Genomic DNA, 15,902 nt, shown 5'->3' on the forward strand with positions numbered 1-15,902 from the left:
GGGAGCGCTTCCCCGGCCTCAGACCTTGGTCTGGTACGGATAGGCCTGCTGGCGCAGGCGCGACTGCTGGATGCGCTCCTGCTCGTCCAGCGACAGCGGCGCCTTGTCCCACAGCAGGGCGCGGCCTTCCACCTGGCGCGCGTCCATGCCCGGGTGCTTGGCCTTCAGTTCCTTGATGAACTTGGTGTGCTCGGACTCGTACAGCGAATGTTGTTTCTTGAAGAACATGGTTTTTAGAGAGAAATAAAGTGGCCGGGGCAGATTCTTCCGCCCCGGCATGGCTGCGTCAAGCCTGGCGGTGCAGTTCGTTCAGCTGACGCGCGATGATGTCGTGGCTGAGCCACAGTACCGGTGCGATCTTTTCCGAGGCACCATGGAACATCAGGGGACCGGCGCCTTCCAGCACGAGGCTCGACAGGTGATCGGTGATCAGGGCCTTGCGGTCCTTGTGCAGGGCGGTGACCTGTTCCGAGGTGCCGATCATGACCTCGGCCAGGGCCGGGGTGTTGTCCATCGGCCAGGCCTCGAAGTTGCGGAACTCGGCGCTGGTGGCGTCGTTGTTGTAGCGCTCGATGGTCTCGAGCAGCGATTGCAGCGAAACGCCTTCGCCCAGCAGGTCCTGGCAGATCTGCCACTGCTGCTCGGCCCAGGCGCCGCCGCCTTCCTTCTTCAGCGCGGTGAGCAGGGGGAACAGCGACAGTTCGACGCCTACGAAGATGTCGGAGGAATTGGTACGGATTTCCGGGCAGTTGAACACGGTCGCATGCACGCCCGCGTTCCAGGCGGCCTGGGCGATCGACTCCAGTCGCATCTTGGCGTAGCCCTGGGTGTAGTTGGTATAGGTCTGCCACACATACTGGCCGCCGATCAGGATCTCGGTACCGTGGTAGCCGTAGGCGGTGTAGCGCACCTCGCCGCCGGCCCCCGTCACGCGCTCGCGGATCGTGCTGGACGCATCGATCAGGTACTTCAGGGTGTTGGCCGTGACTTCGTCGAAGTTCATCAGGATCAGCTTGCCCAGGTCGCTGTCGAGCAGGGCGCGCGAGGACATGAAGCGCTCGCCGCGGCCCTTGTAGATGCGGTTGGCAATGGCCAGGAAGGCCTTGATCTTGGGGATGCCGCCGGCCATGGTGTGGGCGAAGAACACGTTCGCGCCGTCCGGCACCAGCTTGTCGATTTCCGCCATCACGGTCGCGGCCGTGGTGGTGAAGCGGCGCACGCCGGCTTCGCGGCAGCGCTCGATCTTTTCCCAGTCCAGCTTGTCTTCCTGCCAGCTCTTGAGCGTAATCCCGGACAGCATCTCGGTCGGGTTCTGCTCGCCCTCCGGCGCATCCATGTCGAAACCGGCCATCAGCGGCAGGTTGATGATCTTGCCGCCGAGCTTCTCTTCCGCCTCAAGCAGCTCTTCGGCGGTAAGCGCGCGCAGGGCGCCGCCCTCGTCGCGGCGGCCGACGGTGATGCCGACGACCGTCATGCCGGCCTGGCGCGCCTCGTCGATCAAGCCATTGACATAGCCGCGGCCGAACAGTTCGCCGAACAGGACGAACACGTCGCCCTTGCGGAACACGTTGGCTTGCGGGATATGGCGGAGAGGGGTGAATTCGGTCATCTTGTTATCTACCTTGTCGTGAGTCTGAAAAGGCCTGCCGGCGTGGCCGTAGGGGCGCGAGGTTCAGAGAAAACGCGCCATTATAACGCTGCAACAGGCCCCCGGATTGATTTCGGCCGCCGCCCGAGGCGGCGGCGCCAAGGCGCCACGGACGGGCTTTACCCGCTCAGCGGATGCGCATGCCCGGGGTCGCGCCCGGCATCGGATCGAGCAGGTACAGGCCCGGGTTGGCCTTCTCGTCGGCGCTTGATGCGCACAGCACCATGCCTTCGGAGACGCCGAACTTCATCTTGCGCGGCGCCAGGTTGGCGACCATCACGGTCAGCTTGCCGACCAGTTGTTCCGGCTGGTAGGCCGACTTGATGCCCGAGAACACGTTGCGGTAGCGGCCTTCGCCCACGTCCAGGGTCAGGCGCAGCAGCTTGCCGGCACCCTCGACGTGCTCGCAGTTGACGATCCTGGCCACCCGCAGGTCGACCTTCAGGAAGTCGTCGATCGAGATTTCCGGCGCCAGGTCCTCGATGGCCTCGGCTGCCGGGGCGTCCGCCGCCAGAGGCGCAGCCTGTTCGGCAGCGGCCGGCGCAGCCAGGGCCGGCGCGGGCGGCTTGTCGAACAGGTTCTCGACCATCTTGGCGTCGACACGCTGCATCAGGTGGCTGTAGGCGCCGATCGCGCGGCCCAGCATGCTTTCATAGACGGCGGCGCCATGGGTGTCGCTCCAGTCCAGGGCTTCGTCGCCGAGGAAGCCGGCCACGCGCGCGGCCACGTGCGGCAGCACCGGCGACAGCATGATCGACAGCTGGCGGAACAGGATCAGGGCCGTGGTGCAGACGTCGTGCAGTTCGGCCAGCTTGCTATCGTCCTTGGCCAGCAGCCAGGGCTTGTTCTCGTCCACGTACTGGTTGACGATGTCGGCGATCTCCATGATCTCGCGCATCGCGCGGCCGTATTCGCGCGCCTCGAAGCTTGCTGCGATGCTGGCCTGGCGCTCGGCGCCGTCGACCATCAGGGCCTTGCAGATCCAGGCCTTGGCCGATTCCGACAGGCTGTCGGCCAGCTTGCCGTCGAAACGCTTGGCGATGAAGCCGGCGCAGCGGCTGGCGATGTTGATGTACTTGCCGATCAGGTCGCTGTTGACGCGGGCGACGAAGTCCTCGCCGTTGAAGTCCAGGTCTTCCACCTTGGCGTTGAGCTTGAATGCCAGGTAGTAGCGCAGCCATTCCGGGTTCATGCCCAGTTCCAGGTAGCGCAGCGGCGAGATACCGGTGCCGCGCGACTTCGACATCTTTTCATTGTTGACGGTGAGGTGGCCGTGCACCGCCACTTTCAGCTTGTCGATGATCGGGTGCTGCGAGAAGTTCAGCATCGCCGGCCAGAACAGCAGGTGGAAGGAGACGATGTCCTTGCCGATGAAGTGGACCTGTTCGGCGGCCGGGTCGTTCAGGAAGGCCTCGTAGTCGATGCCTTTCTTTGAAAAATAGTTCTTCAGCGAGGCCAGGTAGCCGACCGGCGCGTCCAGCCACACATAGAAGAACTTGCCTGGCGCGTCCGGGATCGGGATGCCGAAATAGGGCGCGTCGCGCGAGATGTCCCAGTCGGCCAGCTTCTCGCCGGATTCGCCCAGCCATTCCGAGACCTTGTTCACCATTTCCGGCTGCAGGCGGCCCGGGGTGTTCAGCCATTCCTTGAGGAAGGCGTAGCAGCGCGGATCGGACAGCTTGAAGAAATACTGTTCCGAAGGCTTCAGGATCGGGGTCGAGCCGGTGAAGACCGAGAACGGGTTGATCAGTTCGGTCGGCTGGTAGGCAGCGCCGCAGACTTCGCAGTTGTCGCCGTACTGGTCCTTGGCATGGCAGGTCGGGCATTCGCCCTTGATGTTGCGGTCGGCCAGGAACATGCCCTTGACCGGATCGTAGAAGCGGTCCACGGTCTTGGTGACGATCAGGCCGGCCTCAACCAGCTTGCGGTAGATGCCCTGCGACAGCGCCACGTTTTCCGGCGAATCGGTGGAATACCAGTTGTCAAAAGCGATGTGGAAGCCGTCCAGGTATTGCGGGCGGCCAGCGGCGATCTTGGCCACGAATTCCTGCGGGGTGATGCCTTCCTTTTCGGCCGCGATCATGATCGGGGTGCCGTGGGTGTCGTCGGCGCAGACGAAGTGCACCTGGCGCGGCTGGCCGTCGGCGTCGCGCTGCATGCGCTGGAACCGGACCCAGATGTCGGCCTGGATGTATTCCATCATGTGGCCGATGTGGAAGGCAGCGTTGGCGTAGGGCAGGGCGGTGGTGACGAACAGCTTGCGGGTCATGGTCGAAGCGCTATGAGTTTGGGAAAAGATGCATTTTAACAGCGGAAGGCCCCCATGCGCAGGACGCTGCAAGCGCCGCCGCCGCTTTCCGGTGCGCGACGCGCCTGGCGGCGGGGCAGTACGAGCAATGTGGCATTTTGCGCTACACTGCGGCCCTCACCATGGAGAACTACATGAGCATCACTGAGAACGACGTCAAGGCGGTCCTGTCGGCGGTTATCGATCCGAATACCGGGAAGGATTTCGTTTCTTCCAGGTCCATCAAGAATATCCAGATCTCGGGCGCCGACCTCGCGTTCGACGTGGAACTGGGCTATCCGGCGGCCAGCCAGCTGGCCAGCATCCGCGAGCGCGTCGTGGCCGGCGCGCAGACGCTGCCGGGCGTGGGCAAGGTGAGCGCGAAGGTGTATACCAAGGTGCTGTCGCACGCGGTCCAGCGCGGCCTGAAGCTGATGCCGAACGTGAAGAACATCATTGCCGTGGCCTCCGGCAAGGGCGGGGTCGGCAAGTCGACCACCGCGGTCAACCTGGCGCTGGCCCTGAGCGCCGAGGGCGCCAGCGTCGGCATCCTGGACGCCGACATCTACGGCCCTTCGCAGCCGATGATGTTGGGGATTAATGGACGCCCCGAGAGCCGCGACGGCAAGACCATGGAGCCGCTGGAGAACCACGGCGTGCAGGTCTCGTCGATCGGCTTCATGATCGATCCGGACGAGCCGATGGTGTGGCGCGGTCCGATGGTCACCGGCGCCCTGCAGCAGCTGCTCGAGCAGACCAACTGGCGCGACCTCGATTACCTGATCGTCGACATGCCCCCCGGCACCGGCGACATCCAGCTGACCCTGTCGCAGAAGGTGCCGGTCACCGGCGCCGTGATCGTCACCACCCCGCAGGACATCGCCCTGCTCGACGCGCGCAAGGGCCTCAAGATGTTCGAGAAGGTCGGCATCCCGATCATCGGCGTGGTCGAGAACATGAGCACCCATATCTGTTCCAACTGCGGCCACCACGAGGAGATCTTCGGGGCCGGCGGCGGCGAGAAGATGTGCCGCGATTTCGGCGTCGACTTCCTCGGCAAGCTGCCACTGAACCTGTCGATCCGCGAGCAGACCGATTCCGGCCGGCCGACCGTGGTCGCCGATCCGGAAGGCCCGGTGGCCACCATCTACAAGGAGATCGCGCGCAAGGTGGCGGTCAAGGTAGCCGAGAAGGCGAAGGACATGAGCAGCAAGTTCCCGAGCATCGTGGTCAGGAACGACTAAGTTTTTTACCAGTTGGTCAAATTCCGGCTTTACTAGGCAATGCGCATCTCCGCCATCCGCGCCCGCCTGGCGGCGCTCGGCGCGCTGCCGCTGCACCAGGAGCGCGTGCTGCGCGACTGGGTGCAGGGTGCGGCCCACGAGCGCGGGCGCCGTCCCGCTTCCGACTTCCTGCCGAAACCGGTGCGCGCGGCGCTGCCGGCGCTGGACGCGGAGCTGGCGGCGCTGGTGCGGCTGGTATCGCGCCACCCGGCCGCCGACGGTTCCGAGCGGCTCCTGCTCGCCCTGGGCGATGGCCAGATGGTCGAGACCGTGCTGTTGCCGCGCGACGGGGTGTGCGTGTCGAGCCAGGTCGGCTGCGCGGTCGGCTGCCGCTTCTGCATGACCGGCCGCGACGGCCTGCTGCGCCAGGTGACGAGCGGCGAGATCGTGGCCCAGGTGGTGCTGGCGCGCGCCCGCCGCCCCGTGAAGAAAGTGGTGTTCATGGGCATGGGCGAGCCCTCGCATAACCTCGACAACGTGATGGAAGCGATCGAGCTGCTCGGCACCGAGGCCGGCATCGCGCACAAGAACCTGGTGTTCTCGACGGTGGGCGACCTGCGCGCTTTCGAGCGCCTGGCCGAGGCGCGGGTCAGGCCGGCGCTGGCGCTGTCGCTGCACAGCACCCGCGCCGCGCTGCGCGCCGAGTTGCTGCCGCGCGCGCCGCAACTGGAACCGCGCGACCTGGCCGAACATGGCGAGCGCTATGCGCGCCTGTCCGGCTATCCGGTCCAGTACCAGTGGACCTTGCTCGAAGGCGTCAACGATGGGCCGGAAGAGCTGGACGGCATCGTCGAACTGTTGCGCGGCAAGTACGCCATCCTCAACATGATCCCTTATAACACGGTGCCGGAACTGGCCTATCGCCGTCCCAGCTGGGAACGGGCGCGGGACATCGCGGCCGGGTTGAGGGCACGCGGGGTCTTGACCACCCTGCGCGACTCGGCCGGGCAAGAGGTCGACGGCGGCTGCGGCCAGCTGCGCGCGCGGGCGCAGCCGGCGCGCCGCATCCCGCTACGACAGGCTTGAACGCTTTCGAGAAATTCCTGTTTGAAATTAAAGATCAGAGGAAATTTCTTGCCTACACTCGGAGCTTCGTGTGTGGCGCATGGGACTCCGATGAGCGACAGCAGCACAAAAGGGTGGCGTGGATATTACCTCGACGTTGCCCACCGGTTCATACCGGCCGACCTGCGGCAGGACGTCGCCGTGCTTGCGCGCGCCGAAAACGTCATCAATGCGTCGCTGCTGGCGGCCATCGCCGGACCGGCCTACGCCCTGGTCTACTGGATGCTGGGCCAGGAACTGGCGGCGCTCGAAATCCTCGCGGCATCCCTGGTGATGCTGCTGGCGCCGCCCATACTGCGCCTGAGCGGCAGCATCGCGCTGGCGCGCGACCTCTACCTGAGCGCGCTGTTCTTCAACCTGGTCTGGCTCAGCTGGTTCCTGGGCGGCATCCATTCGCCCACCGCCAGCTGGCTGTTGACGGCGCCGGTGGTGGCGATGTTCCTCGGCGGGCCAGCCTGCGCCCTGGCGTGGCTGGCGATGAGCTGCGTCGCCGCGGCCGCGCTGTGGGGCCTGCCCGCCTTCGGCCTGCTGGCGCCGCCGCTGCCGGAAGGGCCGGTGCTGGACATGCCGCTGCTCTACCTGGTATGCGACCTCGGCCTGTTCGTGGTGGTGCTGGGCTTCGTGCTGCTGTTCGAGCTGACCAAGACCGAAGGCTTCGTCCGGCTGCAAAGCGCGATGGCGACCATCAATGAACTGGCGATCCGCGACGAACTCACGGGCTGCCACAACCGCCGTTTCCTGCTCGGCCTGGTCGAGCGGGAAAAGGAACGCAGCGACCGCAGCGCACGGCCATTCTGCCTGTGCCTGTTCGACATCGACTTCTTCAAGCGCATCAACGACACCTATGGGCATGGGGCAGGCGACCAGGTGCTGCGCAGCTTCGCCCAGGCGGTGAAGGGCGAGATCCGCGCCAGCGATGCGTTCGGGCGCTATGGCGGCGAGGAGTTCCTGCTGATGCTGCCCGAGACCCCGGTGCCGGACGCGCTGGTGCTGGCCGAGCGCGTCCGGATCGCCACCGCCGGCCTGCGCTGCGCGACCGGGACTGGCGCCGAGGATGGCGGCGGGCACGACGCCGAGCTCATCACCCTCACCGTGTCGGTCGGCGTGGCCGCCTACCGTCCCGGGGAGCCGAGCGCGCACACCATCGCGCGCGCGGACGAGGCGCTCTACCTGGCCAAGGCGCTCGGCCGCAACCGGGTGCAATGCCACGAGTCCGACGAAGGGCTGCCGGCGCTGCTGCCGGACAGTCGCCCTGGCGCGGAAGGCGGCACCGGCTGCGACCAGCTCACCGGCCTGCTCAGCCGCAAGCTGCTGCGCGAGCGCCTGCGCGACGCCATGCGGCGGGCCAGCGGCAACCGCCGCCTGGTGGCCCTGCTGCTGCTTAACATCAATGGCTTCAAGGAGATCAACCACGCCCTCGGCTGCGAGGCGGGCGACGCCCTGCTGAGCCAGGCGGGCCAGGCGATCCGCCAGTGCCTGCGCGCCACCGATTCCGTGGGCCGCTGGAGCGGCGACGAGTTCATCGCGCTGCTGGAAGACCTGGTGTTCGCTTCCGACGCCCAGGCGGTGGCCGAGAAGATCCTGGACCGCTTCGGCCTGCCGCTGGTGGTCGGCGGGCGCGAGTGCTTCGTGACGCTGGCGGTGGGCGTGGCCCTGTACCCGGCGGCCGACTGCGACCTCGATGCGCTGCTGCGGCGCGCCGACAGCGCCATGCGCGGCGCCAAGCGCATGGGCGAAAACAGCGTGCAGGTGTATTCCGGCGACTGGGCCCAGCCGCAGAGCGAGCGCATGGCCCTCAAGAATGGCCTGCGCGACGCCCTGGCCCAGGGTCAGCTGTTCCTCGAATACCAGCCGCAGGTCGACCTGGCGACGCGGCGCGTTGTCGGGGTAGAGGCGCTGCTGCGCTGGCAGCATCCGGAATACGGCCTGGTGGCGCCCGGACGCTTCATCCCGCTGGCCGAGGAAACCGGGATGATCGTCCCGATCGGCGACTGGGCGCTGCGCACCGCCTGCCTGCAGAACCGCGCCTGGCGCGCGGCCGGGCTCCCGGAAATCAAGACCGCGGTCAACCTGTCGGCGCGCCAGCTGAAGGAGCCGGCCTTGCTGGCGCGCGTGCTCGCCATCCTGCGCGAGACGGGCATGCCGGCGCGCTGCCTCGACCTCGAGATCACCGAGGGCATGCTGATCGAAGACCTGGACGCCAACTGCGCGCTGATGAACCAGTTGCGCCAGGCCGGGGTGCTGGTCTCGATCGACGATTTCGGCACCGGCTATTCGAGCCTGAACTACCTGTCCGAGCTGCCGGTGGACATCCTCAAGATGGACGGCCTGTTCGTGCGCCGGCTGGCGGCGCGCGCGGGCACAGGCACGGACGGTGGATCCAGGGATGGCCGCTCGTACGCGCTGGCCGAGGCGATCGTGGCGATGGCGCACCGCCTGGGCCTGAACGTGATCGCCGAGGCGGTCGAGACGCCCGAGCAGCTGGCCGACCTGTGCGCGATGGGTTGCGACGTCGCCCAGGGCTACCTGTTTGCGCGGCCGCTGCCGCCGGCGGGAGTGGCCGCCATGCTGGCGCGCCAGGGCGGGGTCGACGTGGAGGCGGGGGCGGGGGCGAGGGCGGGGGCGAACGGGGGGACCGCGCCGCTGGTGCTGCATTAAGGCGGGCCCGGCGCCTTCCCTGGCGCGTTCCGCCGCGCCCGGGGGCGGGGTAGAATATACCCTTTACCTTTTCCGCATCCAGACATGACCGTCCGCACCCGCTTTGCTCCCAGCCCGACCGGCTACCTCCACCTGGGCGGCGCCCGCACCGCGCTGTATTCCTGGGCCTACGCCCGCCACTTCGGCGGCAGCTTCATCCTGCGCATCGAAGACACCGACCTGGAGCGCTCGACGCCGGAAGCCGTGCAGGCGATCCTGGACGGCATGCAGTGGCTCGGCCTGTCGCACGACGAAGGCCCGTTCTACCAGATGCAGCGCATGGACCGCTACCGCGAGGTGGTCGCCGCGATGCTGGAGCAGGGCACGGCCTACCTGTGCTACTGCTCGCCGGAGGAAGTCGAGGCGATGCGCGAGCGCATGAGGGCAAACGGCGAGAAGCCGCGCTATGACGGCACCTGGCGCCCGGAACCGGGCAAGGTGCTCCCGGAAGTGCCGGCAGGCGTCAAGCCGGTGGTGCGCTTCAGGAACCCGCTGGATGGCGAAGTGACCTGGAACGACGTGGTCAAGGGCCCGATCACGATCGCCAACAAGGAACTCGACGACCTGGTCATCGCGCGTCCGGACGGCACCCCGACCTACAACTTCTGCGTGTCGGTCGACGACTGGGACATGAAGATCACCCACGTGCTGCGCGGCGACGATCACGTGAACAACACGCCGCGCCAGATCAACATCCTGCGTGCGCTCGGCGCCGAGCTGCCGCAGTACGGCCACCTGCCGATGATCCTGGGCGCCGATGGCCAGAAGCTGTCCAAGCGCCACGGCGCGGTCAGCGTGATGCAGTATCCGGAGCAGGGCTACCTGCCGGAAGCAATGCTGAACTACCTGGCGCGCCTGGGCTGGAGCCACGGCGACGACGAGATCTTCTCGATGGAGCAATTCACCGAGTGGTTCAACCTCGAGCACCTGACGGCGTCGGCGGCCCAGTTCAACCCGGAGAAGCTGGCGTGGTTGAACAACCACTATATCAAGCAGGCCGACAACGAGCGCCTGGCCGCGCTGGCCCGTCCGGTGCTGCAGCAGCAGGGCGCGCAATTCGAGGGCGCCCCGGCCCTGCCCACCGTGATCGCGCTGGTGAAGGACCGCGCCCACACCATCAACGAACTGGCCGACATCGCCATGCTGTTCTACCGCGAGCCCAAGCCCGATGCCGCGCTGCTGGACCAGCACCTGACCGACGCCGTGCGCCCGGCGCTGGCCGCCTTTGCCGAGCGCTGCAGGACGGTCGAGTGGAGCAAGGCCGCGATCGCCGCCCTGTTCAAGGAAGTACTGGCTGCCCATGGCCTCAAGATGCCGCAGGTCGCCATGCCGCTGCGCCTGATCGTGACCGGCCAGCTGCAGACCCCGGCCATCGACGCGGTGCTGGAATTGTTTGGCCGCGAGACCGTCCTGGCACGCATGGCAACGTCCCTGTAAATTCTTTTTCGCGGAGTGCGCATTTTCTCAAAACAGGTATTTGCGAAATGCAAGGCGCTCCGCTATAATGCTCGCACTTCAGCAGCACACGGTAGCAAGCAAGCAGTAAAGCGAAGTGTGAAAGAGGGGGTATAGCTCAGCTGGGAGAGCGCTTGCATGGCATGCAAGAGGTCAGCGGTTCGATCCCGCTTACCTCCACCACCTGAAGTGCAGTAAGTAGTAGGTAGCAAGAGGCAGTTCCAGGTCCCCATCGTCTAGAGGCCTAGGACATCACCCTTTCACGGTGAGTACCGGGGTTCGAATCCCCGTGGGGACGCCAGCGCGCAACCAGCGGCGCGCGGTAGCAGCAAGCAGTAGCAGTATGTTAGAATGTTGTTTTCCCGTAGGGGGTATAGCTCAGCTGGGAGAGCGCTTGCATGGCATGCAAGAGGTCAGCGGTTCGATCCCGCTTACCTCCACCACGTAGGAAAAACAGTAGTTCTGACAGTCCAGGGTCCCCATCGTCTAGAGGCCTAGGACATCACCCTTTCACGGTGAGTACCGGGGTTCGAATCCCCGTGGGGACGCCAAGAATTTGGCAGTAAGCACAAGAAGAAAAGCAGCACACAGTTTTAGGTCCCCATCGTCTAGAGGCCTAGGACATCACCCTTTCACGGTGAGTACCGGGGTTCGAATCCCCGTGGGGACGCCAGTTCAAGGCCGGAGTAAACCAACGCGCATGCGCGGAGAGGTGCTCCGGTTTTTCATTTTGTCCGTCGCATTCGCGTATCGACATGCCATCCATCTCCTCCCGTCTCCCCGCTCCCTCGCTCGCCCTGTTCTGCAAGGTCGTCGACAACTATGGCGACATCGGCATCTGCTGGCGCCTGGCGCGCCAGCTGTGGCATGAACACGGCGTCCAGGTCACCCTGTGGGTGGACGACCTGGCGAGTTTCCGCCGCATCTGCCCCGAGGTCGATCCGCAGGCCGCGCTGCAGCAGGTGCAGGGCGTGCGGGTGCGCCACTGGGCAGGCCAGGAAGGCGCGTACGGGCCGGACGAAGTCGCCGACATCGTGATCGAATTCTTCGCGGTCGACCCGCCGCCGGGCTATGTGGCCGCGATGGCCGAGCGCAGGCCGCGACCGGTGTGGTTCAACCTCGAGGGCTTGAGCGCGGAAGAGTGGGTGGAGGGTTGCCATCGCCTGCCGTCGATGCATCCGCGCCTGAAGCTGACCAAGCATTTCTTCTTCCCCGGCTTCACGGCGAAAACTGGCGGCCTGCTGCACGAGGCCGGCCTGGACGAGGCGCGTGCCGCGTTCCAGGCCGACCGCGCGGCGCTGGCGGCCTTCCTGGGACGCTTCGGCGTGACGGCCGCCGAGATCGAGGCGCTCAAGGTCTCGCTGTTCTGCTATCCGCATGCGCCCGTCGCCGAACTGCTGCATGCCTGGGAACATGGACAGGAACCGGTCCTGTGCCTGGTGCCCGAAGGCGTGGCGGCGGCAGCGGTGGAGGCTTTACTGGGCGCCCCGGGGCGCGCAGGCGCGCATGCCGCGCGCGGTGCGCTGACGCTGCGCGTGCTGCCTTTCGTTCCCCAGCCCGACTATGACCGCCTGCTGTGGGCCTGCGACCTGAATGTCGTGCGCGGCGAGGATTCCTTCGTGCGCGCCCAGTGGGCCGACCGTCCCTTCGTCTGGCACATCTATCCGCAGGACGAGAACCTGCACCACAAGAAGCTGCGCGCCTTCCTCGGCCGCTATGCGGTCGGGCTGGATGCGCTGGCGGATTTCTCGCTCGGCTGGAACGGCGCAACCGCCGTCGATTCCTGGCCGGCGGCCTGGGATGCGTTGCGGCCAACGCTGCCGCGCATCGTCGCGCGTGCGGCGGCCTGGCGCGAGGAGGTGCTCGCGCATGGCGATTTGGCGACGCAGCTGCTCGAATTCGCCCGTGCGCTGGAGACCGGTGCCGAAAATCCGGTATAATGCGCGGTTAGTCTGTAAGGAATCACCCAGGATCAAACGTAGGCTTCAAGGCTTTCTTCGCTTACCGGCCACCGCTGATTTAATGCAACTTACTTTTTACGTAAAACATCTATGAAATTCGCTAAAGAAATCCGTGTCGGTAACATCATCATGGTCGAAGACAAGCCGTTCATCGTGCTGCGTTCCGATGTGAACGGCTCGAGCCGCACGGGCTTCACCTACAAGTGGAAGATGAAGAATCTTCTGACCAACGCTCCGCTGGAAAACGTGTTCCGCGGCGACGACAAGTTCGACGTCGTCGTGCTGGACAAGAAGCCGGTGACCTACTCCTACTTTGCCGATCCGCTGTACGTCTTCATGGACGAAGAGTACAACCAGTACGAGATCGAAGAAGAGAACATGGGCGACGCCATCAACTACCTGAAAGACGGTATGGAATGCGAAGCCGTGTTCTATGACGGCAAGGCGATCTCGGTCGAACTGCCGACCACCATCGCACGCCAGGTCGTGTACTCGGAACCGGCCGTCAAGGGCAACACCTCGGGCAACGTCCTGAAGGAAGCCAAGATCGAGAACGCCATCGAAGCCAAGCAGCACATCGTGATGGTGCCGCTGTTCGTGAGCCAGGACGACGTCATCGAGATCGACACCCGCACCAACGAATACAAGCGCGTCGTCCGCAACTGATCGTGCGCCCCTGCGAGAGAAAACGCTGCTCCGGCAGCGTTTTTTTTCGCCCATGCTCCGGGCGGTGCGAGGCACTGCTATGCTATTGCTTTCAATAAAAGCATCGGAGACAAGGATGGAGCGCAGGGAGTTTGTCAGGCTGGGCATGGCGGCGGCAGGGGCGGCGGGAGCAGGCGGAATGGCGGCTGGCGCGCAGGCAGCCAAAGCCGCCGCCTTCGGCGCCGGCACCGTGCTGGAAGCGGGCGTGCGCGAACAGGGCGCCTTGATGGCGGCGGGCAAGCTGAGCGCGGTCTCGCTGGCGCGCCAGTACCTGGCGCGCATCGCCGCCATCGACAAGGCCGGGCCGCGCCTGAACGCGGTCATCGAAACCAATCCGGAAGCGCTGGCGATCGCGGCCGAGCGTGACCGCGAGCGCGCCGCCGGCAGGGTGCGCGGCCCGCTGCACGGCATCCCGGTGCTCCTGAAAGACAACATCGCCACCGCCGACCGGATGAGCACGAGCGCCGGCTCGCTCGCCCTCGACGGCGTGCGCGCCATCAAGGATGCGCACATCGTGGCCCGCCTGCGCGAGGCCGGCGCCGTCATCCTCGGCAAGACCAACCTGTCGGAGTGGGCCAACATGCGCTCGACGCATTCGGTCAGCGGCTGGAGCGGACGCGGCGGGCAGACGCGCAATCCGTATGCGCTCGACCGCAATACCAGCGGTTCCAGCTCGGGCTCGGGCGCCGCCGCAGCGGCGGCGCTGGCCACGCTCACCGTCGGCACGGAAACCGATGGCTCGATCGTGTCGCCCGCCTCGAGCTGCGGCATCGTCGGCATCAAGCCGACCCTTGGCCTGCTCAGCCGCAGTGGCATCATCCCGATCGCCCATTCGCAGGACACGGCCGGTCCCATGACCCGCAGCGTGGCCGACGCCGCCCTGCTGCTGGCCGCGATGGCCGGCCCCGATCCGGACGACGCCGCAACCGCCGCCGGCAAGGGGCGCGCCGCGGACTACGCGGCCGCCCTGCGCGCCGATGGGCTCAAGGGCAGGCGCATCGGCGTGACCCGTAACTTCTTCGGCAGCCACGATGCGGTGGACGCGCTGGTCGAAGGCGAACTGACCGTGCTGCGGGCGCAAGGCGCGGTCCTGGTGGACGTGAAGCTGCCGAACGTGGGCAAGTACGATGCCAGCGAGATGCAGGTGCTGCTGCATGAGTTCGCGCCAGGACTGCAGGCCTATCTGGAAAAATATGCGCCGCACGCGCCGGTGAAGAACATGGGCGATGTGATCGCATTCAATGAACAGCACGCCGCCCGTGAAATGCCGTATTTCAAGCAGGAGCACCTGCTCGCGGCCCAGGCCAAACCGGGGCTGTCCGCACGCGAATACCGGGAAGCCTTGGCCAACAGCCACCGCTATGCGCGCGAGGAAGGCATCGACCAGGTGATGAAGGAACACAAGCTGGACGCCCTGGTCGCACCGACCGGCGGGCCGGCCTGGCTCACCGACTACATCAATGGCGACCATTACGGCGGCAGCTTCTCGAGCCCGGCCGCGGTGGCGGGCTATCCGCATGTCACGGTGCCGGCCGGCTATGTGCACGGGCTCCCGGTCGGGATCTCCTTCGTGAGCGGGGCGTGGAGCGAAGCAGCGCTGATCGGGATGGCCTTCGCGTACGAGCAGGCATCGCGGCGGCGCCGGCCGCCAGGCTACCCGGCGAGCATCAGGCTGTAGGACGGCCCGACTGGCGCCGGCGTTTCAGGAGCCCGATCGCAAGCAGGCCGGCGCCGAACAGCGAGCAGGACGCCGGTTCCGGGACAGGTTGCGCCGCCGGCGGACTTGCCAGGCTCAGCAGTCCGCCCCAGCCGTAGATACCGCGGGTGATGATCTGGTGCTGGTCGTTGATGTCATAGCCGCCGGCCATGTCGTAGCCTTCGGCATCCACGAACAGGTTGTCCGGATCGGCGATCAGGCTGCGCAGGTCGTACATGACGCCGTCGCTGTACAGGAAGCCCCCTTCGTGGCCATAGCGCCCGACCACTTCGCCCGCGTTGTTGATGCCATAGGCGGCGCTGCCGAGCGCCGCGGCGTCGCCGAACTGCGCCTCCAGCATCGCGCCGAGGTCGATCAGGCGGCCCTCCGGTGTCCAGAGCGCGGCATGCCCGGCCGTGAAGCCGACGGCAAAGCCCTGGTTGTTGATATCGTAGGCTGCGCCGTAGCCATTCCCCAGGGACTCCAGCAGCTGGGTCCTGCCGCCCTCGAAGCGCGCGGCGCGAAAGCTCGGGCTGCCAGCGGGTTCGCCGACGATCCATCCGTGCACTGCGCCCACCGCGACGTCGGCATCATTGATGGCCCAGCCCGTATTCCACCGATCCGCCAACCCGGTCAGCGTCAAGGCGTCTCCGCCTCCGTAAATGGCGGCATAGGTGACGGGGCCGACAGGCCGGCGGTTCTCGACTTCGCCGGTGGCGTGGCCAAGATTATTGATCGCCCATGCCGCCAGGGGCAACGCGCGCGTCGTTCCATCCGCGAAGTGCAGTTTGTCTCCGTACAGCATGGTTCCCGCATCATTGATGTCGATGGGAATGCTGGTTCCCATCCAGCCCAGCGAGCGCAGCGCACCGCCGCTCGACAGGAACAGTTCCTCGCCCTGTTCATGGCGCATGACGCCGATGACCTGGCCCAGGTTGTTGATTGCAGCAGGCCTGAGCTGGGTGGTGGACTCGTTGCCCAGGGGTATTACCACGTATTGCGGGGCGGCTTGCGCGCATTGAAGCACACTGGCCAGGAGAGCGAAGGGCAGCAGGAAGAAGCGGTGGCGTGACGACATGATGAGCTCCGGAGAAATTGATCAATA

At 66.1% G+C, this 15,902-nt stretch carries 11 protein-coding genes and 5 tRNA genes; 12 read left to right on the forward strand and 4 right to left on the reverse strand.

Annotated features, from left to right (window positions below; all coding sequences use genetic code 11):
* Positions 1-18: 18 nt before the first annotated feature.
* From LE190_RS04300 to metG, 3 genes are all read right to left on the reverse strand, one after another.
* Positions 19-228 (reverse strand): DUF3460 family protein, encoded by a 210-nt coding sequence (locus LE190_RS04300; RefSeq protein WP_224942154.1) that lies wholly within the window; start codon positions 226-228, stop codon positions 19-21.
* A 58-nt stretch (positions 229-286) separates the two neighbouring features.
* The gene (locus tag LE190_RS04305; protein ID WP_225237537.1) at positions 287-1,609 is read right to left on the reverse strand and encodes an enoyl ACP reductase FabMG family protein; all 1,323 of its coding nucleotides are present in this window, start codon (positions 1,607-1,609) and stop codon (positions 287-289) included.
* 166 nt (positions 1,610-1,775) lie between these two features.
* Complete coding sequence (gene metG, locus LE190_RS04310; RefSeq protein ID WP_229516857.1) at positions 1,776-3,917, reverse strand: methionine--tRNA ligase; 2,142 nt, start codon at positions 3,915-3,917, stop codon at positions 1,776-1,778.
* Between the two features lie 173 nt (positions 3,918-4,090).
* Between metG and apbC the strand changes: the two genes are divergently transcribed.
* The 12 genes from apbC (at position 4,091) to LE190_RS04370 (ending at position 14,779) form a co-directional block, all read left to right on the forward strand.
* Entirely contained in the window at positions 4,091-5,179 is a 1,089-nt protein-coding gene (gene apbC, locus LE190_RS04315; protein WP_225237539.1) for an iron-sulfur cluster carrier protein ApbC, read from the forward strand.
* 39 nt (positions 5,180-5,218) lie between these two features.
* On the forward strand, positions 5,219-6,244 hold the full coding sequence (locus tag LE190_RS04320; protein ID WP_225237540.1) for an RNA methyltransferase: 1,026 nt from the start codon (positions 5,219-5,221) through the stop codon (positions 6,242-6,244).
* A 180-nt stretch (positions 6,245-6,424) separates the two neighbouring features.
* Positions 6,425-8,941, forward strand: coding sequence for a diguanylate cyclase (locus LE190_RS04325; RefSeq protein WP_225237541.1), 2,517 nt, complete (start codon positions 6,425-6,427; stop codon positions 8,939-8,941).
* Positions 8,942-9,025: 84 nt separating this feature from the next.
* Complete coding sequence (gltX, locus tag LE190_RS04330) at positions 9,026-10,417, forward strand: glutamate--tRNA ligase (protein ID WP_225237542.1); 1,392 nt, start codon at positions 9,026-9,028, stop codon at positions 10,415-10,417.
* 125 nt (positions 10,418-10,542) lie between these two features.
* Positions 10,543-10,618: transfer RNA gene (locus LE190_RS04335), tRNA-Ala, on the forward strand.
* Between the two features lie 42 nt (positions 10,619-10,660).
* Positions 10,661-10,736: transfer RNA gene (locus LE190_RS04340), tRNA-Glu, on the forward strand.
* A gap of 66 nt (positions 10,737-10,802) precedes the next feature.
* Positions 10,803-10,878: transfer RNA gene (locus LE190_RS04345), tRNA-Ala, on the forward strand.
* Between the two features lie 32 nt (positions 10,879-10,910).
* Positions 10,911-10,986 (forward strand) — tRNA-Glu (locus LE190_RS04350).
* A gap of 46 nt (positions 10,987-11,032) precedes the next feature.
* Positions 11,033-11,108 (forward strand) — tRNA-Glu (locus LE190_RS04355).
* An 82-nt stretch (positions 11,109-11,190) separates the two neighbouring features.
* Positions 11,191-12,375, forward strand: a complete 1,185-nt coding sequence (earP, locus tag LE190_RS04360) for an elongation factor P maturation arginine rhamnosyltransferase EarP (RefSeq protein WP_225237543.1) — start codon at positions 11,191-11,193, stop codon at positions 12,373-12,375.
* A 111-nt stretch (positions 12,376-12,486) separates the two neighbouring features.
* Positions 12,487-13,062, forward strand: coding sequence for an elongation factor P (locus LE190_RS04365; RefSeq protein ID WP_224948102.1), 576 nt, complete (start codon positions 12,487-12,489; stop codon positions 13,060-13,062).
* 115 nt (positions 13,063-13,177) lie between these two features.
* On the forward strand, positions 13,178-14,779 hold the full coding sequence (locus tag LE190_RS04370; RefSeq protein WP_225237544.1) for an amidase: 1,602 nt from the start codon (positions 13,178-13,180) through the stop codon (positions 14,777-14,779).
* Here LE190_RS04370 and LE190_RS04375 read toward each other — a convergent pair.
* On the reverse strand, positions 14,769-15,875 hold the full coding sequence (locus LE190_RS04375) for a PEP-CTERM sorting domain-containing protein (RefSeq protein ID WP_225237545.1): 1,107 nt from the start codon (positions 15,873-15,875) through the stop codon (positions 14,769-14,771). The genes LE190_RS04370 and LE190_RS04375 overlap by 11 nt on opposite strands.
* Between the last annotated feature and the right edge of the window lie 27 nt (positions 15,876-15,902).

Source organism: Massilia hydrophila (genome assembly GCF_020208145.1).
GTDB lineage: Bacteria > Pseudomonadota > Gammaproteobacteria > Burkholderiales > Burkholderiaceae_D > Telluria > Telluria hydrophila.